The sequence below is a fragment of the Pseudomonas sp. B424 genome, from assembly GCF_055408345.1.
Map to the genome: position 1 here is coordinate 115,415 of NZ_JBUZTL010000006.1, position 20,231 is coordinate 135,645.

Consider the following 20,231-nt stretch of genomic DNA (forward strand, 5'->3'; position numbering starts at 1 on the left):
GTGTTTCTCGCTAAACGGCTTGGCCGGATTAAAGGCGGCAGGCCGGTCTGTTTGGTGTCGGGATCTGTGACGCTTCCAATCTGCTGTGGGAGCGAGCCTGCTCGCGAAGGCATCACTGGGGTTTGCCAGGAAGATCGCGTCGCCTGTTTCCCGAGCAGGCTCGCTCCCACAAAAAAGGGTGTTGTTTCAAATCTGGTTATTGTCTTTGCTTTGGCTGTAGTCAGGGGAATGTGCAAACAACGCGAATGCCCCTATTCCAGTTGGGCGTGTATGGGGGATATGTACTTGGTGGTTCTGTTGTTTTTGCAGCTGTTGAACAGCGTACATATCCATTCGATGCGCCACGGCTTTCTACGGGTTTCGCCCTTACGGCGAGGCACTTTTGTCAAACAGCCACAAAAGTACCCAAAAAGGCCTTGCCCCGGCGTACGGCCCTCGCTTCGCTCAGGTGTCCCTCGCGCAGGTACGCTCCGTGGGCACGCCGTGACGGGCCATCCATGGCCCAACACGGCTCTCCCGGCATCCATGCCGGGAGACCCACTGCGCAGAACCTCCACTCGGCCTCCCGAAGGGGCAGGTAGATCAAGAGCAGATCAAAAGCCAAAGCCAAACCAAGCAAAGCAAAGCAAAGCAAAGCAAAGCAAAGCAAAGCAAAGCAAAGCAAAGCAAAGCCAAGCCAAGCAAAGCAAAGCCAAGCAAAGCCAAGCAAAGCAATAGATTGCGCAGTACACAAACCCGCTGAGGAGCGACGCGAGGCTGCGATCCTCGGCAGCGGCTACAGGCCGAGGCTTTTTTCAGCGGCGCAGTTTAAGGGCGCTGGCCAGGCTGATCGCCAGCGGCAGGCGCGGTAACAACGTGGCCTGGTATGCATGGTAAAGGTCCGGCTTGCCGGGCCAGATGTTTTGCGAAGGCTGGTTGTCGACCCCCAGTTCGTGGTGCCAGCTGCCATGCTGGCGGTCGATCATGTGCAGGTCGATATAGTCCCAGAACTGTTGATACCAGACTTCGTACTCATGCTCTTCGGTGCGTTGCAGTAACGCCGCCGCCGCAGCAGACGCTTCGGCCAGGGTCCAGTGCAGGCGCTCGCGCACCACGGGCCGGTTGTTCCAGTCCAGGGTGTAGACGATTCCGCTGTTGCCATCGACATTCCAGCCATGCTGGCACGCGCTGCGAAACAGTTGCCGGGCGTCTTCCAGCAGCCACTCGGGTGCCGGCAGGCCTCGTTGTTTACGCGCAGCTTCAAGGTGCAGCAACAGGCGGGACCATTCAAAGGCGTGGCCCGGGGTTTTGCCAAACGGGCGAAAACCGTCTGCCGGGTTGTCCTGGTTGTAGTCGGGCAAAGGCTGCCACTGGGCATCGAAATGCTCGATGGGCAGGTAGTGCGATTGTGCGGCGTGCTGGTGAATCACTCGTTCGGCGATGCGCAGGGCGCGGTTGAGCCACAGGTCCTGGTCGAGTACATCGGCCAGGGCCAGAAAGGCTTCAGTGCCATGCATGTTGCTGTTGGCTCCGCGATAGGCCTCGCAGTCACTCCAGTCACAGGCAAAACTTTCCAGCAGGGCGCCTTCAGGCTCCGACCAGAAGTGCTCATCGAGGATTTGCACCGCATCACGCAGCAATTGATCGGCGCCACCACGCCCGGCAACGACTGCGGAACTGGCGGCGAGGGCCACGAAGGCATGCAGATAGGCTTCTTTGCGGGTATTGCCGTCCTGCCCGTGGGCGCTGGCAAACCAGCCACCGTGTTTGGCATCACGCAAGGGGCCGGCCAGTGCCGCCAGGCCGTGGTCGATCAGCGGGGTGCAGCCCGGCAAGCCCTGGATTTGGGCTAGCGCAAAGCTGTGCACCATGCGCGCCGTGGTGACGGTGTTCGCCGGCGCATCGTCCGCACGACAGCCAAAACAGTCCAGCTGGGCGAACCCGTCGGGCACGCGGGCGGCCTTGGCAAAGTCGACCAGCGCCTGGCCCTGATCCTGCAGCCACTGCTGATGGGGTACGGATGTGAGCCAGCTGTCGCTGGTGCGGGTGAGATCGGTCATGGGCCACCTGTGGTGTTCTTGTAGTTATTCAACGTTCGCAGCCTAAGGGATTGCTCTTGAAGTGAATAGCTGAAAGGTTTCATCCTCCGGCCGCTCAGGCATTCAGATGGACCACCTGCGGAGTGCGGGTCATGAGTACCTGGCCGCCGCGCACCGACAGCAGCGGCTTGGCCTGCAGGCGTACGGCTTCAAAATCGCTGGTGGCCTCCAGCACCACCAGACTGGCCGGGCGACCCACGGCCAGGCCGTAGCCATCCCCCAGATTCAGGGTACGGGCGCTGTTATCGGTAACCAGGTCAAGGCAGCGCTGCAGGTCTTCAAACCCCAGCATGTGGCAGATGTGCAGCCCGGCATCCAGCACCCGCAAAATGGCGCCATTACCCAGCGGGTACCAGGGGTCCATGATGGAATCCTGGCCGAAGCAGACATTCATCCCGGCGCGATCCAGTTCGGCTACGCGGGTCACGCCCCGGCGCTTGGGAAAGCTGTCGAAGCGCCCTTGCAGGTGAATGCTTTCGGTGGGGCACGAGACAAAATTGATCCCCGACTGCTTGAGCAACCGGAACAGTTTCGAGCAATAGGCGTTGTCGTAGGAGCCCATGGCGGTGGTGTGGCTGGCGGTCACCCGGCTGCCCATGCCGCGTACCCTGGCCTGTTCGGCCAGGACCTCGAGAAAGCGTGAATGGGGGTCGTCGGTTTCATCGCAATGCACATCCACCAGGCAACCGTGCCGCTCGGCCAGGTCCATCAGGAAGTGGATCGAGCTGACGCCCTGTTCGCGGGTGTTTTCAAAATGCGGAATGCCGCCCACCACGTCTGCACCCATGGCCACGGCACGCTCCATCAGGGCCCGGCCATCGGCATAGGACTCGATGCCTTCCTGGGGGAAGGCCACGATTTGCAAATCGATCAGGTGGCGGGCTTCTTCGCGCACTTGCAGCATGGCTTGCAGGGCAACCAGCGACGGGTCGGTTACGTCGATGTGGGTGCGCACATGTTGAATGCCGTGCTCGGCCAGCATGCGCAGGGTGGCATGGGCCCGCTGTTTGGTGTCTTCAACGGTGATGGTCTGCTTGCGCTGGCTCCAGCGCTCGATGCCTTCAAACAGGGTGCCGCTCATGTTCCACTCGGGTTGCCCGGCGGTCAGGGTTGCGTCCAGGTGAATATGGGGTTCGACCAGCGGCGGGATCACCAGCCGGCCCTGGGCGTCCAGGTCCCGTGCGCCCGGGGGCAGGCTTGCGGTTTGTGGGGTGATTGCGGTGAATACCCGGTTTTCCCAGCTCAGGGTGTGCAGGCCATCCACGTGACGCAGTCGGGCATTGATCAGGTTCATGGTTGATCCTTGTGGGGAAGGCTCACGGCGTCCTGAGAAAATGTAGCTCAATGTTGCCAACCGCGGCAGGGGGGCGCTTAAATCTCCGGTACCCAGCTTTGTGACCAGTCGCTGTCCTGTTTGACCATGTCGCGCAGCAACTCGATGGCGTGTTGCAGGGCCGCGCTGTCGCGCTCGCGGGAATACACCAGATAGGTCGGGTAGCTGAATTCGGGGGCTTTGGGCACCCGCTCCAGTACGCCGCTGTCCAGGTAACTCTGCACCACGCGTGTACGGAAGTAGCCGCTGCCACCGTTTTGCAGGATGTAATGCAAGGCCACCGGCCCCAGGTTGAAGCTGATGGCGGCCCGTGCCTTGTCGGGGAGGGCGGCGTCATGCTGACGGCGAAAGTCGTCGCCCCAGTCGACGTAGACATAGGGGTCGGACAGGTCGGGGCGGCGAATCCGGATCAGTTTTTCTTCCAGCAATTGCTCGACCTGCACGCCGGGCCAATAGGCTGGCTGATAGACCAGCGCGGCGTCCAGCAGGCCCATTTCGAGCTGGCGCAACAACCATTCGCAATCGCGTATCTGCACCCGCAGGGCATGGGTGGTGAGGTGCTGGCGCAGGGCCTTGGCCCAACTGAGGATCAGCGGGTTGCACAGGCTGACTTCGCCACCGATGTGCAACATCTGATGCAACCCTTCGGGGCGTGGCAGATCGCGGCGGGCGGCCTCCCAGGTTTGCAGCAGTTGATTGGCGTACACCACAAAAGCTTCGCCCTCGGGTGTCAGCCGTGCCCCGGCGCGGTTGCGGATAAACAGGGTCACACCCAGCAGGCTTTCGAGTTTTTGCAGCCGCGCGGTGACGGCCGTCTGGGTGATGTGCAGTTTTTCGGCGGCGCCAGCAAGGCTGGCGTAGCGAACGATTTCAAGGAAGGTGCGGGCCAGGTCGAGGTCCATAAACGCGCCAGTGTGCAGGGGGCGGTCAGTGTAAGGGCTTGCGCAGGGTCTGCCCAGAACCTGCGCGAGCCCTGGGGCCTAGAAGGTGTACTTGGTGGTGAGCATCAAACTGCGGGGCTCGCCGTAGTAAGTGGTGTTGAAGTTGCCCAGGCCCGACAGGTATTTTTTGTCGAATACGTTGTTGGCGTTGAGGTTGAACGTCAGGTGTTCGTTGTATTCGTAGCGGGTCATCAGGTTGACCAGCGCGTAGCTTTGTTGCTCGATGATGTCGTAGTCGCCTTTGGCATCGTTGTAGATCTTGCCGTAGAACGGGCTTTGCCAGTTCACGCCACCACCCACGGTCACTTTGTTCATCACGCCCGGCAGGCGATAGGTGGTGAACACCCGAGCCACGTTTTCCGGTTTGGTGGTTTCAAGCGGGTAGCCATACACGCGCTCGCCATCGTCGGACCTTGTTTTGGCGTAGGTATAACCGGCCATCAGGTTCCAGTCCGGCATCAGCTCACCGGCCAGTTCCAGTTCGATACCGTTGGTGGTTGCCCCGTCGAGGGACTCGTAGATGCCCAGGTTGGTGTTTGGGTTGGTGCCTGTTTGTATCGGCACATTTTTTTGCTCAGTCCGGAACACGGCCGCACTGGCGTTCAAGCGGCCATCGAAGTACTCACCTTTCAGGCCGATTTCGTAGCTGTTGCCTTCGGTAGGCGGCAGGGTGGTCCCGGAACTGCTCTGCTCGATGACGGGTTTGTAGATCGATGTATAGCTGCCGTAGACCGAGTAAGTGTCGTTGATGTCATACACCACCCCGGCGTAGGGCGTGACTTTGCCGTGTTGTTTGGAAGTCGTTTTGTTGTCCTGGAAAGTGCTGGTCTGTTGGTAGTACGTGTAGGTGCTGTTGTACTGGAAGTCGCTCAGGCGGCTGCCGAGGATGATCGACCAGTCGTCTGCCGGCTTGAAACGCGCGGCGATGTACGCGCTGTTCTGGTTCTGGTTGGTTTCGTACTTGCCGTTTTTCGGGAAGTCAGGCTGCGGGTATTTGCCGTTCCAGTCAAAGATGCTGCTGTTCAGCTCGCGGTACTCGCTGCCGTCAAAGGTCGCGCCGGTTTGCCGGGACGACTGTGAAGTTGCGCCCACCACCAGCTCATGTTCGCGGCCGAACAGGGTAAACGGTCCGGTCGCGTTGAGGTCGAAGGTGTTTTGTACGCGATGGCCTTCCCACTTGCCCCAGTAGAAAAACATGCCGTCACCGGTGACCGGGTCCGGCCTGCCCCCGCTGGCCGAGCCGAGCAGGGTGTCGTGGTCGTTGGTTTGCTGGGTCAGGGTGCCTTTGACTTTCCAGTCGTTGGCAAAACGGTGTTCCAGGGCGGCGAACGTCGTCTGCGCCTGGACATCGCGACGGCTCCAGTCAGTGGCCGGGTTGAACGAGCGGCTGAAGTCGGTCTTGGTGTAGTTGGAGAAGTAGTACGGGTTACCGGTCCAGTTCGCGCCGCGCGGCTTGATGTTCTGGTAGTCCATGCCGAAGGTGAACAGGGTGTCCGGTGTCAGGTCTGCCTCGATGATGCCGTAGAACACATCATTCTTTTTCGAAGCGTGATCGCGGTACGAATCGGCATCCTGATACACGCCTACAAAGCGGCCGCGCACGCTGCCATCGTCATTCAGGGGGCCGGAAATATCGCCTTCGGTGCGGTAGTTGTCCCACGAGCCTGCGCTGGCAGTGACCGAAGCCTTGAATTCGCGGGTCGGCTTTTTACGGATCAGGTTGACCGTGGCCGAAGGTTCGCCCGAACCGGACAGCAGGCCCGTGGCGCCCTTGACGATATCTACGCGGTCATACAGGGCCATGTCGACCTTGGTTGCGCCCTCGTCGAAAACCCCGTCATACAAGGTATTGACGCCGTCGTACTGAAAGTTGGTGATGGCATAGCCACGGGCCGAGTATTCCATGCGCTCGCTGTCGTAGGCCTGGGTGGAAACGCCCGGTGCGTTGCGCAGCACATCACCGATGCTTTGGGCCGCCTGGTCGTCCATTTGCTGACGGGTGATCACGGTCACGGTTTGCGGGGTTTCGCGGATCGACAGTGGCAGTTTGGTCGAGCTGTTGCTGGCGCCAGTGGTGTAGGAATGTGTGTCTTCGGTGGTCAGCGAAGTGCCCATCCCTTGGCCGGAGATATTGGTCGCTCCCAGCTCCAGACCCTTGCCTTGGGGGGCGCTCAAAATCACCGTATCGCCATTGAGCTGATACGAAATGCCGCTGCCTTGCAGCAGTGACTCCAGCGCCTGGACCGGCTCCAGGGACCCGGACACGGAACGCGACTTGATGCCTTGAACCTGATCCGGGCTATACAGGATCTGCAGGTTGGCTTGCTTGCCCAGTTCATTCAATGCACTGGCCAGCGATTGGGCCGGAATATTCAAGGCCACAGCAGCCGCCTGGGCCATGGTTGAACCCAGCAGGACCGAGGTCACAAAGGCGCTGGTCAACAGGGCGCGGCGAACAGTATGACGCTGGGTGGCGATCGAAAGAGGGGTCCGGTTCAAGTTGGGTCGTTGCATTGCGTGCCTAGGCTCCGAGAAGGGAATTTCTTGTTTGTTAATAGGAATAGTTATTAGACGCAGCGCGATTGAGAAACCAGAAACAAGTTTCTGAATGAGTTGGTTTTATTTTTCTGACGTGTGCCTAAGCCCTTGTGGGAGCGAGCCTGCTCGCGATGCAGACGGCTCGCTTTCCCTGAAATACCGCGCTGATGCAATCGCGAGCAGGCTCGCTCCCACAGGAGTGGGATTGTTGTTCTGCTGGTGGGACGATTAGTGTCAAAAATGCTATCTAGTCTTATGGGTGGATCGAATCTAAGCTTGTCACCATGATTTACAGGAGGTGCAACATGAAAAAGATTCTTGGTGTTTACACAGCTCCCCGTCCCCATTGGGTAGGCGATGGCTTTCCGGTTCGCACGTTGTTTTCCTACGACAGCATGGGCAAACACATCAGCCCGTTCCTGTTGCTCGATTACGCCGGGCCAGCCGAGTTCTCGCCTACGACACAGCGTCGGGGCGTAGGTCAGCACCCGCATCGCGGTTTTGAAACAGTGACCATCGTCTACAAGGGCGAAGTCGAGCACCGCGATTCCACCGGCAACGGCGGGGTGATCGGGCCTGGTGATGTGCAGTGGATGACCGCTGCGTCGGGGATCCTGCACGAGGAGTTCCACTCCGAAGCGTTTGCCCGCAGTGGCGGCCCGCTGGAGATGGTTCAGTTGTGGGTCAACCTGCCGGCCAAGGACAAAATGTCCGCGCCGGGTTATCAGGGCATTGTGGATCAGGAGATTCCTGATCTGGCGCTAAAGGACGATGCCGGACGTTTGCGTCTGATTGCCGGTGAGTTCGAAGGCAAACGCGGCCCGGCCCATACCTTTACGCCGATTGATGTGTGGGACATCCGCTTGAATGCGGGCAAGTCGACTACGCTCGACCTGCACCCGGGCCGCAACACTGCGCTGGTGGTGCTGCATGGTGCAGTCGAGGTCAACGGGCAGGAAATGGTGCGAGAAGGGCAGCTGGCGCTGTTCGAACGTGACGGTTCCCAGGTCCGGCTTGAGGCCAATAACGATGCAGTGCTGCTGATCCTCAGTGGCGAGCCTATCGACGAACCGATCGTGGGGCATGGCCCGTTTGTGATGAACACGGACGCTGAAATCCAGCAGGCATTTGTGGATTTCCAGTCGGGCAAATTTGGCCGGATGCCCGCGTAATAACGTCACTGATACTGCAAAAAACCGCAGTTCCAGGCCATGCAGGGTCATGGCCTGGCTTTTATCTTCTTCCAGAGAGGTAAACCCCGTGACAACTTCTTACAAGCGTTTGGACAAGGACAATGCCGCCGTTTTGCTGGTGGATCACCAGGCTGGATTGCTGTCGCTGGTGCGGGATATTGAGCCGGACAAGTTCAAGAACAACGTGTTGGCGCTGGCTGATCTGGCCAAGTACTTCAAGTTGCCGACCATTTTGACTACCAGTTTCGAGACCGGCCCCAATGGCCCGCTGGTGCCCGAGCTCAAGGCCCTGTTCCCGGAGGCGCCTTATATCGCACGCCCGGGGCAGATCAATGCATGGGACAACGAAGATTTTGTAAAGGCGGTCAAGGCGACTGGCAAGAAGCAGTTGATTATTGCCGGGGTCGTGACCGAGGTGTGTGTAGCCTTCCCGGCGCTGTCTGCACTGGCTGAAGGCTATGAGGTGTTCGTGGTGACGGATGCGTCCGGAACGTTCAATGAAATCACCCGCCATTCAGCATGGGATCGCATGTCGTCTTCGGGAGCTCAGTTGATGACCTGGTTCGGCCTGGCCTGTGAGCTGCACCGCGACTGGCGCAATGACATTGAAGGTCTGGGTGCGCTGTTCTCCAACCATATCCCGGATTACCGCAATCTGATCACCAGCTACTCCACCTTGACGGCTGGCAAGTAGGGGGCCTGTGGCCGCTGCCAGCGCAGCGACCATGGTTAAACGCCCTTCGGCCCTTGCCGCAACCTGTTGCTACAGAGGTTGTGGCTTTCAAACCCGTTCGAAAATCACCGCAATGCCCTGGCCGCCGCCAATGCACATGGTCGCCAGGGCATAGCGGCCCTTTATCCGGTGCAGTTCGTGGATGGCCTTGGTGGCGATGATCGCGCCAGTGGCGCCTACCGGGTGGCCCAGGGCTATCCCGGAGCCATTGGGGTTGACCTTGGCCGGGTCCATGTCCAGTTCCTGCATCACGGCGCAGGCCTGGGCGGCGAAGGCGATATTGGCTTCGATCACATCCATGTCCCCGATCTTCAGTCCCGCGCGTTTGAGCGCTAGCCTGGTCGCCGGAATCGGTCCCAGGCCCATCAGCTCGGGTTCAACCCCGGCATGGGCGTAGGCCACCAGACGGGCCATCGGCGCCAGATTGCCCGCCTGTACCGCAGCGCCACTGGCCAATACCAGTGCCGCGGCACCGTCATTGAGCCCCGAGGCATTGCCCGCAGTCACGCTGCCGTCTTTCTTGAAGGCGGGTTTCATCAGCGCCAGCTGCTCCAGGGTGGTGGCCCTTGGGTGTTCGTCCTGGCTGAACAGCACGCTGCCTTTGCGGCTGCGAACTTCGACGGTAGCGATCTGGCTGTCGAAATAACCCTGGGCGATGGCCCGGGCGGCGCGCGTCTGATCTTCAAACGCCAGGGCGTCCTGGGCCTGGCGGCTGATGCTGTTGCGTTGGGCGATGTTCTCGGCGGTGATGCCCATATGAATGCCGTGGAACGGGTCATGCAGAATGCCCAGCATGTAATCGAGCATCTGCGTATCACCCATGCGCGCACCCCAGCGGGCGGCAGGCAGCAGGTACGGGCCACGACTCATGGCTTCGGCCCCGGCACCAATGGCGAACTCGGCGTCGCCGAGCATCAGGGTGTGGGCGGCTGAAATAATCGCCTGCAAACCGGAGCCGCACAGGCGATTGACGTTGTAGGCCGGTGTTTCCTTGGGTATCCCGGCATTGATCGCGGCGACTCGCGCCAAATAGGCATCCTGGGGTTCGGTCGGGATCACGTTGCCCATCACCACATGCCCGATGCGCCCGGGTTCGACCTGGCTATTGAGCAGCGCGGCCTTTACCGCAGTGGTGGCCAACTCGCCCAGAGGTACGTCCTTGAGGGCGCCACCAAAGGTGCCGATGGCCGTGCGCTGGGCGCTGAGGATGAAAATTTCAGGAGCTTGCATGGCGGGTCCTTTTTGTTTTATGGGGCCAAATGAGCTGGATTATTTCACTGTGCCACGGGGGCAGAGTCGTCCGTTTGAGGGGCGAGTGCGTCGACCTGGCCATCCAGAAGTGTCATGAAGGCATGGGCAGCATTGGACAGGGTTCGTTCGGTGTGCACGATGTAGCCCAGCTGGCGTGTCAGCTGGATGCCTGGCAGGGCAATCGATGCCACTTGCTCATCGAGCATGGTGCGCGGCAGTACGCTCCAGGCCAGACCGATGGAGACCATCATTTTGATGGTCTCCAGGTAGTTGGTGCTCATGGCGATATTGGGCGTCAGGCCCTGGGCTTCAAACAGGCGATGGACGATATGGTGGGTAAAGGTATTGCCCCCGGGGAATACCGCCGGGTGGCGCGCAATGTCAGCCATGCTGACCGCCTTTTGCCGGGTCAGGCTGTGCTCCGGGGCCACCACGAAATCCAGCGGGTCATCCCATACCGGCACGGCACGAATCAGCGAATGGGGTTCCGGTGCGAGGGTGATCACCGCCAGTTCGGCACGGCCATGGAGAATTTCGTCGTAGGCCACTTCTGAATCCAGAAACTGGATATCCAGCGCGACCTTGGGGTAGGTGCGGGTGAACTCGCGCAGCAGGGGGGGCAAGCGGTGCAGGCCGATATGATGGCTGGTGGCCAGGGTCAGGCGTCCGCTGACCTCGCCATTCAGGTTATTCAGCGCCCGCCGGGTGTCATCCAGCACGTTGAGAATCTGATACGCCCGCGGCAGCAGGGCCCGGCCCGCCTCGGTCAGGCTGACCTCACGGCCCAGGCGATCGAACAACCTGAGTTTCAACTGCTGCTCGATGCTGGCGATGCGTTTGCTGATGGCGGGCTGGGTCAAAAACAGCCGTTCGGCGGCCCCGGAGAAACTTCCGGTTTCAGCAATGGCAATGAAGGCATTGAGATTCGCGAGATCCATCTATTCGAATTCCTGTTGGTTATCCAAAGCATGAAAATTATGAATTTGAGTTATTAACTGTAACGCCATAGGATCGACCTCACAAGCCAAGTGGTTATTGGCACAGAAAAGTAGCTGATGAGGAAACCGTCTGATGGCCGGCAAAACGCTCTACGACAAGCTCTGGGATTCGCATTTGGTCAAGCAGCGCGACGATGGCTCGGCGCTGATCTATATCGACCGTCATATCATTCACGAAGTGACGTCGCCGCAAGCCTTTGAAGGCCTGCGTCTGGCCGGGCGCAAGCCTTGGCGCATCGATGCCAACATCGCGACCCCGGACCACAACGTACCGACCACGCCGGAGCGCAAGGGCGGGATTGAAGCGATTGCCGACCAGGTTTCCCGTCTGCAGGTGCAAACCCTCGACGACAACTGCGACGAGTACGGCATCACCGAGTTCAAGATGAACGATATCCGCCAGGGCATCGTTCACGTGATCGGTCCGGAGCAGGGCGCAACCTTGCCGGGCATGACCGTGGTCTGCGGCGACTCGCACACCTCGACCCACGGCGCATTCGGTGCGTTGGCTCACGGTATCGGCACTTCCGAGGTTGAGCATGTGCTCGCCACTCAGTGCCTCGTTGCCAAGAAAATGAAGAACATGCTGGTGTCGGTTGAGGGGCAATTGCCGTTCGGCGTGACCGCCAAGGACATCGTGCTGGCAGTGATCGGCAAGATCGGCACCGCGGGCGGCAATGGCCATGCCATCGAGTTCGCCGGCAGCGCCATTCGCGACCTGTCGGTTGAAGGCCGCATGACCATCTGCAACATGTCCATCGAAGCCGGCGCTCGCGTAGGTTTGGTGGCCGCCGATCAGAAGACGGTTGAATACGTCAAGGGTCGTCCCTTTTCGCCAAAAGGCGTCGAATGGGACCTGGCGGTAGAGGCCTGGAAAGATCTGGTTTCCGATGCCGATGCGCATTTCGACACCGTGGTTGAACTGGACGCTACCCGGATCAAGCCGCAAGTCAGCTGGGGCACTTCGCCCGAGATGGTGCTGGCGGTTGATCAGAACGTGCCGGACCCGGCGCAGGAAGCCGATCTGGTCAAGCGCGGCTCAATCGAGCGTGCATTGAAGTACATGGGTTTGACCGCCAATCAGGCGATCACTGATATCCAGCTGGACCGAGTGTTTATTGGCTCGTGCACCAACTCGCGGATCGAAGACCTGCGCGCTGCGGCGGTGATTGCCAAGGGTCGCAAAGTGGCCTCCACCATCAAGCAGGCGATTGTGGTGCCGGGTTCGGGCCTGGTGAAAGCCCAGGCCGAGGCGGAAGGGCTGGACAAGATTTTCCTGGAAGCCGGTTTTGAATGGCGCGAGCCGGGTTGCTCGATGTGTTTGGCGATGAACCCGGACCGTCTGGAGTCGGGCGAGCATTGCGCCTCGACCTCCAACCGCAACTTCGAAGGCCGTCAGGGTGCCGGTGGCCGTACCCACCTGGTGAGCCCGGCCATGGCCGCCGCCGCCGCTGTAAACGGTCGTTTTATCGACGTCCGCGAATTGATCTAAGGAGCGCAGCATGAAAGCTTTTACTCAGCACACCGGGCTTGTCGCACCTCTGGATCGAGCCAACGTCGACACCGACCAGATCATTCCCAAGCAGTTCTTGAAGTCGATCAAACGTACCGGCTTTGGCCCGAACCTGTTTGACGAATGGCGCTACCTGGATGTGGGGCAGCCGTACCAGGACAACTCCACGCGCCCGCTGAACAAGGACTTTGTGCTCAATGCCGAGCGCTATCAGGGCGCCAGCGTATTGCTGGCCCGTGAAAACTTCGGTTGCGGCTCCAGCCGTGAGCACGCGCCCTGGGCGCTGGAAGAGTACGGTTTTCGCAGCATCATCGCGCCGAGCTATGCCGACATCTTCTTCAATAACAGCTTTAAAAACGGCTTGTTGCCGATCATTTTGAGCGACGCCGAAGTGGATGAGCTGTTTGCCCAGGTCGAAGCCGAGCCGGGTTACCAGCTCACCGTCGACCTTGAAGCACAAACCGTGACCCGCCCGGATGGCAAGGTGTTGAGTTTCGAGATAGACGCGTTCCGCAAGCACTGCCTGCTCAACGGTCTGGACGATATCGGCCTGACCCTGCAGGACGGCGATGCGATTGCCGTGTTCGAAAGCAAGCACCGCGCGAGCCAGCCCTGGTTGTTTCGCGACGCTTGATTGAGAGCGGCCGTTCTGACCTCATCGCGGGCAAGCCCGGCTTCCGCATTTGCAATGCGATCCCCTGTGGGAGCCGGGCTTGCCCGCGGGACGGCAGCCTGGGTAACACCTATTTTGAGCATTAAAAGGAAGCCAGCATGACCAGCACCGCTCAGCACAGTCAGGTTGTACAAAAACAGTTCGGCGAACAGGCTTCGGCCTATCTGAGCAGCACCGTGCATGCCCAGGGCACAGAGTTCGGGCTGCTGAAGGCCGAGCTGGCCGGCAAGTCCGGGGCGCGGGTGCTGGATCTGGGCTGTGGCGCGGGTCATGTGAGTTTTCATGTGGCGGCACTGGTCAAGGACGTGGTGGCCTACGATCTTTCGCAGCAAATGCTCGATGTCGTAAGCGCTGCCGCGACCGATCGGGAGCTGGGCAATATCAGCACCGTGTGCGGCGCGGCCGAGCGTCTGCCGTTTGCCGATGGTGAATTCGACTACGTGCTCAGCCGCTATTCGGCGCACCACTGGAGCGACCTCGGCCTGGCTCTGCGTGAAGTGCGCCGGGTGCTCAAACCGGGTGGCGTGGCAGCCTTTATCGATGTGATTTCTCCCGGCAGCCCGCTGTTCGACACCTATCTGCAAAGTGTCGAGGTGCTGCGCGACACCAGTCATGTACGCGATTATTCGACAGCCGAGTGGCTGCGCCAGATCAGTGAAGCCGGTTTGCATACGCGAAGCACACAGCGTCAGCGTTTGCGATTAGAGTTCAGCTCCTGGATCGAGCGCATGCGTACGCCGCAGGTCATGAGCGCGGCGATTACCCGGTTGCAGCAGTCGATGGGCGCCGAAGTTCGCGAATATTTCGAAATTGAAGCCGATGGCTCGTTCAGTACCGATGTGCTGGTGCTTTGGGCTGAGAAGTAACCCTAAACATTTCAGGATGCGCCCCCGGGGGCATCGACAGACAAGAAAGAGGAACCCATGAGCAAGCAGATTCTGATTCTCCCTGGCGACGGTATCGGTCCGGAAATCATGGCCGAAGCGGTCAAGGTGCTGGCGTTGGCCAACGACAAGTTCAATCTGAACTTTGAACTGACCCATGACGTGATCGGCGGCGCCGCCATCGACAAGCATGGCGTGCCGCTGGCTGATGAAACCCTTGAGCGCGCCCGTGTGGCCGACGCTGTGCTGCTGGGCGCCGTGGGTGGCCCTAAATGGGACAAGATCGACCGCGATATCCGTCCTGAGCGCGGCCTGCTGAAAATCCGTGCGCAACTGGGGCTGTTCGGCAACCTGCGCCCTGCGATCCTTTATCCGCAACTGGCCGATGCATCCAGCCTCAAGCCTGAAATCGTCGCAGGTCTGGATATCCTGATCGTTCGCGAACTGACTGGCGGCATCTACTTCGGCGCCCCGCGTGGCACCCGCGAACTGGAAAACGGTGAGCGTCAGGCCTACGACACGCTGCCGTACAGCGAAAGCGAAATCCGTCGTATCGCCCGCGTGGGTTTCGACATGGCCCGAGTCCGCGGCAAAAAACTGTGCTCGGTCGACAAGGCCAACGTGCTGGCTTCCAGCCAACTGTGGCGTGAAGTGGTCGAGCAAGTGGCCAAGGACTACCCGGACGTTGAACTGAGCCACATGTACGTCGACAACGCCGCCATGCAACTGGTGCGAGCGCCCAAGCAATTTGACGTGATCGTGACCGAGAACATGTTCGGCGACATCCTGTCCGATCAGGCTTCGATGCTCACGGGATCGATTGGCATGCTGCCGTCGGCGTCCCTGGACACCAACAACAAGGGCATGTACGAGCCTTGCCACGGTTCGGCGCCGGACATCGCGGGGCAGGGCATTGCCAACCCGCTGGCGACCATTCTGTCGGTATCGATGATGCTGCGTTACAGCTTCAATCAGGCCGGCGCCGCTGACGCCATCGAGCAGGCGGTGAGCCTGGTTCTGGATCAGGGTTTGCGTACCGGTGACATCTGGTCGGCGGGTTGCACCAGGGTCGGAACACAGGAAATGGGCGATGCAGTAGTCGCCGCGCTACAGAATCTGTAATCTCTCTGGCCCGTTACTTCCTGTTGGTGGAAGTAACGACCCCACTTTTTGTTAAAGGTGTCGTTGTGATGAAGCGTGTAGGTCTGGTCGGTTGGCGCGGTATGGTTGGTTCCGTGCTCATGCAGCGGATGCTGGAAGAGCAGGATTTCGATCTTATCGAGCCAGTGTTTTTCACTACCTCCAATGTCGGTGGACAAGGTCCGTCCGTGGGCAAGGATATTGCCCCGCTCAAGGATGCTTACAACATTGAAGAGTTAAAAACCCTCGATGTGATCCTGACCTGCCAGGGCGGCGACTACACCACCGAGGTGTTCCCCAAGCTGCGCGAGGCGGGCTGGCAAGGTTACTGGATCGATGCGGCGTCGAGCCTGCGGATGCAGGATGACGCGGTTATCGTTCTGGACCCGGTCAACCGTCGCGTGATTGACCAGCAGCTGGATGCGGGCACCAAGAACTACATCGGCGGCAACTGCACCGTCAGCCTGATGCTGATGGGCCTGGGTGGCCTGTTTGAAGCGGGTCTGGTTGAGTGGATGAGTGCCATGACCTACCAGGCGGCTTCGGGCGCCGGTGCGCAGAACATGCGTGAGCTGATCAAGCAAATGGGCGCGACCCATGCTGCTGTTGCGGATCAACTGGCCGACCCGGCCAGCGCCATCCTCGACATTGATCGTCGTGTTGCCGAAGCCATGCGCAGCGATGCCTACCCGACCGAGAACTTCGGCGTGCCACTGGCCGGCAGCCTGATCCCGTGGATCGACAAAGAGCTGCCGAACGGTCAAAGCCGCGAAGAGTGGAAGGCCCAGGCCGAAACCAACAAGATCCTGGGTCGCTTCAAGAACCCGGTTCCTGTAGACGGTATCTGCGTGCGTATCGGTGCGATGCGCTGCCACAGCCAGGCATTGACCATCAAGCTGAACAAAGATGTGCCGATTGCCGATATCGAAGACCTGATCAGCCAGCACAACCCTTGGGTCAAGCTGGTGCCGAATCAGCGTGAAGCCAGCATTCAAGAGCTGAGCCCGACCAGGGTGACAGGCACCCTGAATGTGCCGGTTGGCCGTTTGCGCAAGCTGAACATGGGTTCTCAGTTCCTTGGTGCGTTCACCGTGGGCGACCAGTTGTTGTGGGGCGCGGCCGAGCCGTTGCGCCGCATGCTGCGGATCTTGCTGGAGCGTTAATTCGCCCCTGGCAACCCCGGGCCCGCCTCTCGCCAGAGAGGCGGGCTTTTTGTTGGGCGCGTTTTACACATACCGCAAAACCTGTGGGCTCCGGGCTTGCCCGCGATGGGGCCGTCAGTGGCAGCACTGCAACCGGCGCACTATCAAAGAGGCCGGGCGCGTTGCCTACCGGGGTTGCGCCCGGTACAGTGCCGCTCCCCACGTTTCGCCTGAGGTAGACACATGAGCCAGTCCTTTGATATCGCCGTCGTTGGCGCCACCGGCACTGTCGGCGAAACCATCGTACAGATCCTGGAAGAGCGTGATTTCCCGATAGCGGACTTGCACTTGCTGGCCAGCAGCGAGTCAGTCGGGCATTCGGTGCCTTTTCGAGGCAAAAACGTAAGAGTGCGTGAAGTCGACGAGTTCGATTTCAGCAAGGTACAGCTTGCATTCTTTGCTGCTGGTCCCGCCGTTACCCTGAGCTTTGCCGCCAAGGCTCACGCCGCCGGTTGCATGATCGTGGACTTGTCCGGTGCCTTGCCTTCGGCCCAGGCGCCGCAGGTGGTGCCGGAGGCCAATGCACAGGCATTGACCGGTTTGCCGCAGCCGGTGCAGGTCAGCAGCCCAAGCCCTTCGGCGACAGCCCTCGCGGTGGCTCTGGCCCCCTTGCGCGGTTTGCTCCAGATCGAGCAGCTCAATGTGACCGCGTGCCTGGCGGTTTCTACCCAGGGGCGTGAAGCGGTTGCCGAGCTGGCACGCCAAACCACGGCACTGCTGAATCTGCACCCGCTGGAAACCAGCTTTTTTGATCGTCAGGTGGCGTTCAACCTGTTGGCCCAGGTCGGCAAGCCGGACGCCCAGGGGCATGTGCCGCTGGAAAAACGCCTGGTGACCGAACTGCGCGAAGTGCTGGGCATGCCCGCGCTGAAAATGTCGGTCACTTGCATTCAAGTGCCGGTGTTTTTTGGCGATAGCTTCAGTGTGTCGCTGCAGTTGGCCGGGCCGGTGGATCTGAAGGCGGTCAATGCCGCACTTGAGGCGGGGGACTGCATCGAATTTGTTGAAGATGGCGACTATCCTACAGCTGTAGGGGATGCAGTCGGGCAAGACGTGGTGTACGTCGGACGCGTGCGCCATGGTGTGGACGACACATCGCAGCTCAACCTGTGGCTGACTTCGGACAACGTGCGCAAGGGCGCTGCGCTGAACGCCGTGCAGTTGGCTGAGTTGTTGATAAAAGGCCTGCTGTAAAAGATACTTGGCGCCAATTTGTAGCAGGTTGTCACAGAGGACCAGCGGCGGTCGTCGCAGTTAAGCTGCTGTCAGGGCTTGCAGGTGTAACGGGGCAGTGTGCCGGGCGGCGAAAGCCCCGGGCCCTGCCTTCATGCAGCAGCTATACAGGTCTCGTGGGACGAGGTCTGTACCAATAAGGAAGAGGCTATGGTTCAGGTTCGCAAATTAGTGTTAGCAATCGCCGCCGCTTCGGCGCTGTCATCCGGTATGGCACAGGCGCTTGGGCTCGGGGAGCTGACCCTCAAGTCGACCCTGAATCAGCCGTTGCTGGCCGAAATCGAGTTGCTGGACGTCAAGGATCTGACGGCCGCGCAAGTGGTGCCGAGCCTGGCCCCGGCCCAGGACTTCAGCAACGAAGGCGTGCCACGGCCGGCCTTTCTGGAGGATCTGCGCTTTACTCCGGTGATTAACGCCGACGGCAAGAGCGTGCTGCGCGTGACCTCCAGCCAGCCGCTGTCCGAGCCTTTCGTAAAATTCCTGGTGCAGGTGATGTGGCCAAACGGCCGCTTGCTGCGCGACTACAGTGTCCTGCTCGACCCTGCAAAGTTCTCGCCCCAGACCGCAGCCGCAGCTGCTACATCGGCACCTGCCGAGCCTGGGCAATACACCACCACGGCCCGCGACACCCTTTGGGAAATCGCCGCCAAGGCGCGCAATGGTGGCTCGGTCCAGCAGACCATGCTGGCGATTCAGGCCCTGAACCCTGATGCCTTTATCAACGGCAATATCAATCGTCTCAAAACCGGCCAGGTGCTGCGCCTGCCGGATGCCACGCAAAGCGTGCAGTTGGCTCAGGCCAAGGCCATCAACGAAGTTGCTTCGCAAAATGCTGACTGGCGTAACGGTCGTCGCACTGTGCCGCTGGCCCAGCAACTGGATGCAACCGGTCGCCAGCCAGCGCGGCCCCCGGTTGCCAAAACGCCGACCCGGGACGGTCTGAGTCTGGTGTCGGGGCAGGCGGGCAAAGCAGCGGGCAAGGGCGCTGCGGGGGATGCCAGTCAGGTCAATGACAAACTGGCGGTGGCCCAGGAAGGGCTGGACAGCAGCCGCCGTGAAAACGCCGAACTGCAAAGCCGCATGCAAGACTTGCAAAGCCAGCTGGACAAACTGCAACGCCTGATTGATTTGAAAAACAATCAACTGGCCAGGCTTGAGGCTGGCAGCGAGGCGCCTGTGGACCCGGCAGTTGCCATAGCGGCCGCCCCCGGGGTGCAGTCGGCGGACTCGCCTGAAGCCGATATTGCGCCAGCACTCGAGGGCGCGCCTGCGACGGCGGTCGCGCCAGCTCCGGTTGAAAGCAGCGCGGCACCGAGCGTCGAGCGAAAAATCCAGGACCTGCTGGGTAGCCCGCTATTGCTCGGGCTGGTCGGTGGCGCAGCCGTGTTGTTGCTGCTCTTGCTGTTGCTGCTGGTCCGCCGGCGCAAAGCCCTGCAGGCCTCTCAACGGCATGAGCGCATGGCGCGGGATCTCGAAGACGAGTCCGGCTTTGCGATGGATCTGGACATGCCACCCAGCAGCTTCGAAGGGCTGGAAACCCCTTCGCGCAGCGTCACGCTTGAGCCGGCACCTGCATCTGTCGTTCAAACCGCCGCTCCCGTAGCGGCGCCCGTGTCGTTGAACAAGCCCAGGCCCGCAGCAGATGTGCAGGCTGAGGCGCAGCACTTGATCGAGCAGCGCCAGTTGCGCGAAGCCGAAGCATTGCTCAGGGCATCGATCGATCAGGCCCCGGATCGCTGTGATCTGCGCCTGAGGCTGATGGAAGTCTATGGCGAGCTGGGCGAGCGGGAAGCCTTTGTCGCTCAAGAGCGTCAGCTGGTAGCCAATGGCAAGAACCACGCTGAAGTCGAGCTGCTTAAAAAGCATTACCCGGCCATGCTGGCGGGGGCGGCGGGCATCGCCACCGCCGCAGTCGCCACGCAGCTGCAAGCGCAGTTCGTCCAGGAAATGATGCGTGACGACCGCGAGGTCGAGCCGGAACCCGAAACTGCACCTCCCGTTGAAGCCTTTGATCACGATTTCGACTTGAGCCTTGATGATCTGGAAGCGGCTTCGCCGGCCGAGGTTGCGCCGCAACCAGCTCCCGACAAGCCTGTAGCTGACAGCTTTGAAGCGGTGCTTGAGCAGCAGGCTGAAGTTCAGTCGGCACGCGAAGATGCGTCGGACTTTGATCTGGACCTGCCGGCGGATTTCGATCTCTCCCTTGCGGACGAGAGCGCTCCGGCAACTGCGGCGCCGGACAGCTTTTCGCTTGAGCTGGACAAGGTCAATGCCGAGTTGCAGCGTCTGTCGCAAAGCATGGAAGAGTCGTCCCTGGCGCAGCCTTTTGCCGATGACGAGCCTGAGTTCGACTTCCTTTCGGGGGCCGATGAAACAGCCACCAAACTCGATCTGGCCCAGGCGTATATCGACATGGGCGACGACGAGGGTGCGCGGGATATCCTGACCGAAGTGATGGAAGAGGGTAACCCGCAGCAGCAGGCAGAAGCTCTGGAAATGATTTCGCGTCTGACCTGAACCC

Annotated in this window: 15 protein-coding genes; 9 read left to right on the plus strand and 6 right to left on the minus strand. The window is 60.4% G+C overall.

Annotated elements, in window-relative coordinates; translation table 11 throughout:
* Window positions 1-794: 794 nt before the first annotated feature.
* From ACZRMS_RS09785 to ACZRMS_RS09800, 4 genes are all read right to left on the minus strand, one after another.
* Window positions 795-2,039, minus strand: a complete 1,245-nt coding sequence (locus ACZRMS_RS09785; protein ID WP_463995165.1) for a D-mannose isomerase — start codon at window positions 2,037-2,039, stop codon at window positions 795-797.
* Window positions 2,040-2,133: 94 nt separating this feature from the next.
* A complete protein-coding gene (codA, locus tag ACZRMS_RS09790) occupies window positions 2,134-3,372 on the minus strand; it encodes a cytosine deaminase (RefSeq protein ID WP_463995166.1) in 1,239 nt (412 codons plus the stop codon).
* A gap of 77 nt (window positions 3,373-3,449) precedes the next feature.
* Window positions 3,450-4,313, minus strand: a complete 864-nt coding sequence (locus ACZRMS_RS09795) for a LysR family transcriptional regulator (protein WP_463995167.1) — start codon at window positions 4,311-4,313, stop codon at window positions 3,450-3,452.
* 78 nt (window positions 4,314-4,391) lie between these two features.
* Window positions 4,392-6,866: a TonB-dependent siderophore receptor gene (locus ACZRMS_RS09800; protein WP_463995168.1), complete on the minus strand. Its 2,475-nt coding sequence runs from the start codon at window positions 6,864-6,866 to the stop codon at window positions 4,392-4,394.
* A 329-nt stretch (window positions 6,867-7,195) separates the two neighbouring features.
* Here ACZRMS_RS09800 and ACZRMS_RS09805 point away from each other — a divergent pair, with 329 nt between their 5' ends.
* Both ACZRMS_RS09805 and ycaC read left to right on the plus strand, forming a co-directional pair.
* The gene (locus tag ACZRMS_RS09805) at window positions 7,196-8,062 is read left to right on the plus strand and encodes a pirin family protein (protein WP_463995169.1); all 867 of its coding nucleotides are present in this window, start codon (window positions 7,196-7,198) and stop codon (window positions 8,060-8,062) included.
* 88 nt (window positions 8,063-8,150) lie between these two features.
* Window positions 8,151-8,777, plus strand: a complete 627-nt coding sequence (ycaC, locus tag ACZRMS_RS09810; protein WP_463995170.1) for an isochorismate family cysteine hydrolase YcaC — start codon at window positions 8,151-8,153, stop codon at window positions 8,775-8,777.
* Window positions 8,778-8,864: 87 nt separating this feature from the next.
* Here the strand turns inward: ycaC and ACZRMS_RS09815 are convergent, their stop codons facing one another.
* Window positions 8,865-10,046 (minus strand): acetyl-CoA C-acyltransferase family protein, encoded by a 1,182-nt coding sequence (locus ACZRMS_RS09815; protein WP_463995171.1) that lies wholly within the window; start codon window positions 10,044-10,046, stop codon window positions 8,865-8,867.
* A gap of 44 nt (window positions 10,047-10,090) precedes the next feature.
* Window positions 10,091-11,005: a LysR family transcriptional regulator gene (locus ACZRMS_RS09820; RefSeq protein WP_463995172.1), complete on the minus strand. Its 915-nt coding sequence runs from the start codon at window positions 11,003-11,005 to the stop codon at window positions 10,091-10,093.
* Between the two features lie 133 nt (window positions 11,006-11,138).
* Here ACZRMS_RS09820 and leuC point away from each other — a divergent pair, with 133 nt between their 5' ends.
* From leuC to ACZRMS_RS09855, 7 genes are all read left to right on the plus strand, one after another.
* Entirely contained in the window at window positions 11,139-12,557 is a 1,419-nt protein-coding gene (gene leuC / locus ACZRMS_RS09825) for a 3-isopropylmalate dehydratase large subunit (RefSeq protein WP_463995173.1), read from the plus strand.
* A gap of 10 nt (window positions 12,558-12,567) precedes the next feature.
* Window positions 12,568-13,212: a 3-isopropylmalate dehydratase small subunit gene (gene leuD / locus ACZRMS_RS09830; RefSeq protein ID WP_463995174.1), complete on the plus strand. Its 645-nt coding sequence runs from the start codon at window positions 12,568-12,570 to the stop codon at window positions 13,210-13,212.
* 137 nt (window positions 13,213-13,349) lie between these two features.
* Window positions 13,350-14,117 carry a class I SAM-dependent methyltransferase gene (locus ACZRMS_RS09835; protein ID WP_463995175.1) on the plus strand — a complete coding sequence of 256 codons (768 nt, stop codon included), beginning with the start codon at window positions 13,350-13,352 and terminating at the stop codon, window positions 14,115-14,117.
* 57 nt (window positions 14,118-14,174) lie between these two features.
* Window positions 14,175-15,257 carry a 3-isopropylmalate dehydrogenase gene (gene leuB / locus ACZRMS_RS09840; protein ID WP_463995176.1) on the plus strand — a complete coding sequence of 361 codons (1,083 nt, stop codon included), beginning with the start codon at window positions 14,175-14,177 and terminating at the stop codon, window positions 15,255-15,257.
* A 68-nt stretch (window positions 15,258-15,325) separates the two neighbouring features.
* Window positions 15,326-16,438 (plus strand): aspartate-semialdehyde dehydrogenase, encoded by a 1,113-nt coding sequence (gene asd / locus ACZRMS_RS09845; protein ID WP_463995177.1) that lies wholly within the window; start codon window positions 15,326-15,328, stop codon window positions 16,436-16,438.
* Between the two features lie 222 nt (window positions 16,439-16,660).
* Entirely contained in the window at window positions 16,661-17,671 is a 1,011-nt protein-coding gene (locus tag ACZRMS_RS09850) for an aspartate-semialdehyde dehydrogenase (RefSeq protein WP_463995178.1), read from the plus strand.
* 189 nt (window positions 17,672-17,860) lie between these two features.
* Window positions 17,861-20,227 carry a FimV/HubP family polar landmark protein gene (locus tag ACZRMS_RS09855; protein ID WP_463995179.1) on the plus strand — a complete coding sequence of 789 codons (2,367 nt, stop codon included), beginning with the start codon at window positions 17,861-17,863 and terminating at the stop codon, window positions 20,225-20,227.
* Window positions 20,228-20,231: the final 4 nt, after the last annotated feature.

Bases quoted from the DNA above. Each gene is read 5' to 3' on its own strand.
- ACZRMS_RS09815 (WP_463995171.1), bottom strand. From the start codon at position 10,046: ATGCAAGCTCCTGAAATTTTCATCCTCAGCGCCCAGCGCACGGCCATC.
- ACZRMS_RS09800 (WP_463995168.1), bottom strand. From the start codon at position 6,866: ATGCAACGACCCAACTTGAACCGGACCCCTCTTTCGATCGCCACCCAG.
- leuB (WP_463995176.1), top strand. From the start codon at position 14,175: ATGAGCAAGCAGATTCTGATTCTCCCTGGCGACGGTATCGGTCCGGAA.
- leuD (WP_463995174.1), top strand. From the start codon at position 12,568: ATGAAAGCTTTTACTCAGCACACCGGGCTTGTCGCACCTCTGGATCGA.
- ACZRMS_RS09835 (WP_463995175.1), top strand. From the start codon at position 13,350: ATGACCAGCACCGCTCAGCACAGTCAGGTTGTACAAAAACAGTTCGGC.
- ACZRMS_RS09785 (WP_463995165.1), bottom strand. From the start codon at position 2,039: ATGACCGATCTCACCCGCACCAGCGACAGCTGGCTCACATCCGTACCC.
- ACZRMS_RS09850 (WP_463995178.1), top strand. From the start codon at position 16,661: ATGAGCCAGTCCTTTGATATCGCCGTCGTTGGCGCCACCGGCACTGTC.
- ACZRMS_RS09795 (WP_463995167.1), bottom strand. From the start codon at position 4,313: ATGGACCTCGACCTGGCCCGCACCTTCCTTGAAATCGTTCGCTACGCC.
- asd (WP_463995177.1), top strand. From the start codon at position 15,326: ATGAAGCGTGTAGGTCTGGTCGGTTGGCGCGGTATGGTTGGTTCCGTG.
- ACZRMS_RS09855 (WP_463995179.1), top strand. From the start codon at position 17,861: ATGGTTCAGGTTCGCAAATTAGTGTTAGCAATCGCCGCCGCTTCGGCG.
- codA (WP_463995166.1), bottom strand. From the start codon at position 3,372: ATGAACCTGATCAATGCCCGACTGCGTCACGTGGATGGCCTGCACACC.
- leuC (WP_463995173.1), top strand. From the start codon at position 11,139: ATGGCCGGCAAAACGCTCTACGACAAGCTCTGGGATTCGCATTTGGTC.
- ACZRMS_RS09805 (WP_463995169.1), top strand. From the start codon at position 7,196: ATGAAAAAGATTCTTGGTGTTTACACAGCTCCCCGTCCCCATTGGGTA.
- ACZRMS_RS09820 (WP_463995172.1), bottom strand. From the start codon at position 11,005: ATGGATCTCGCGAATCTCAATGCCTTCATTGCCATTGCTGAAACCGGA.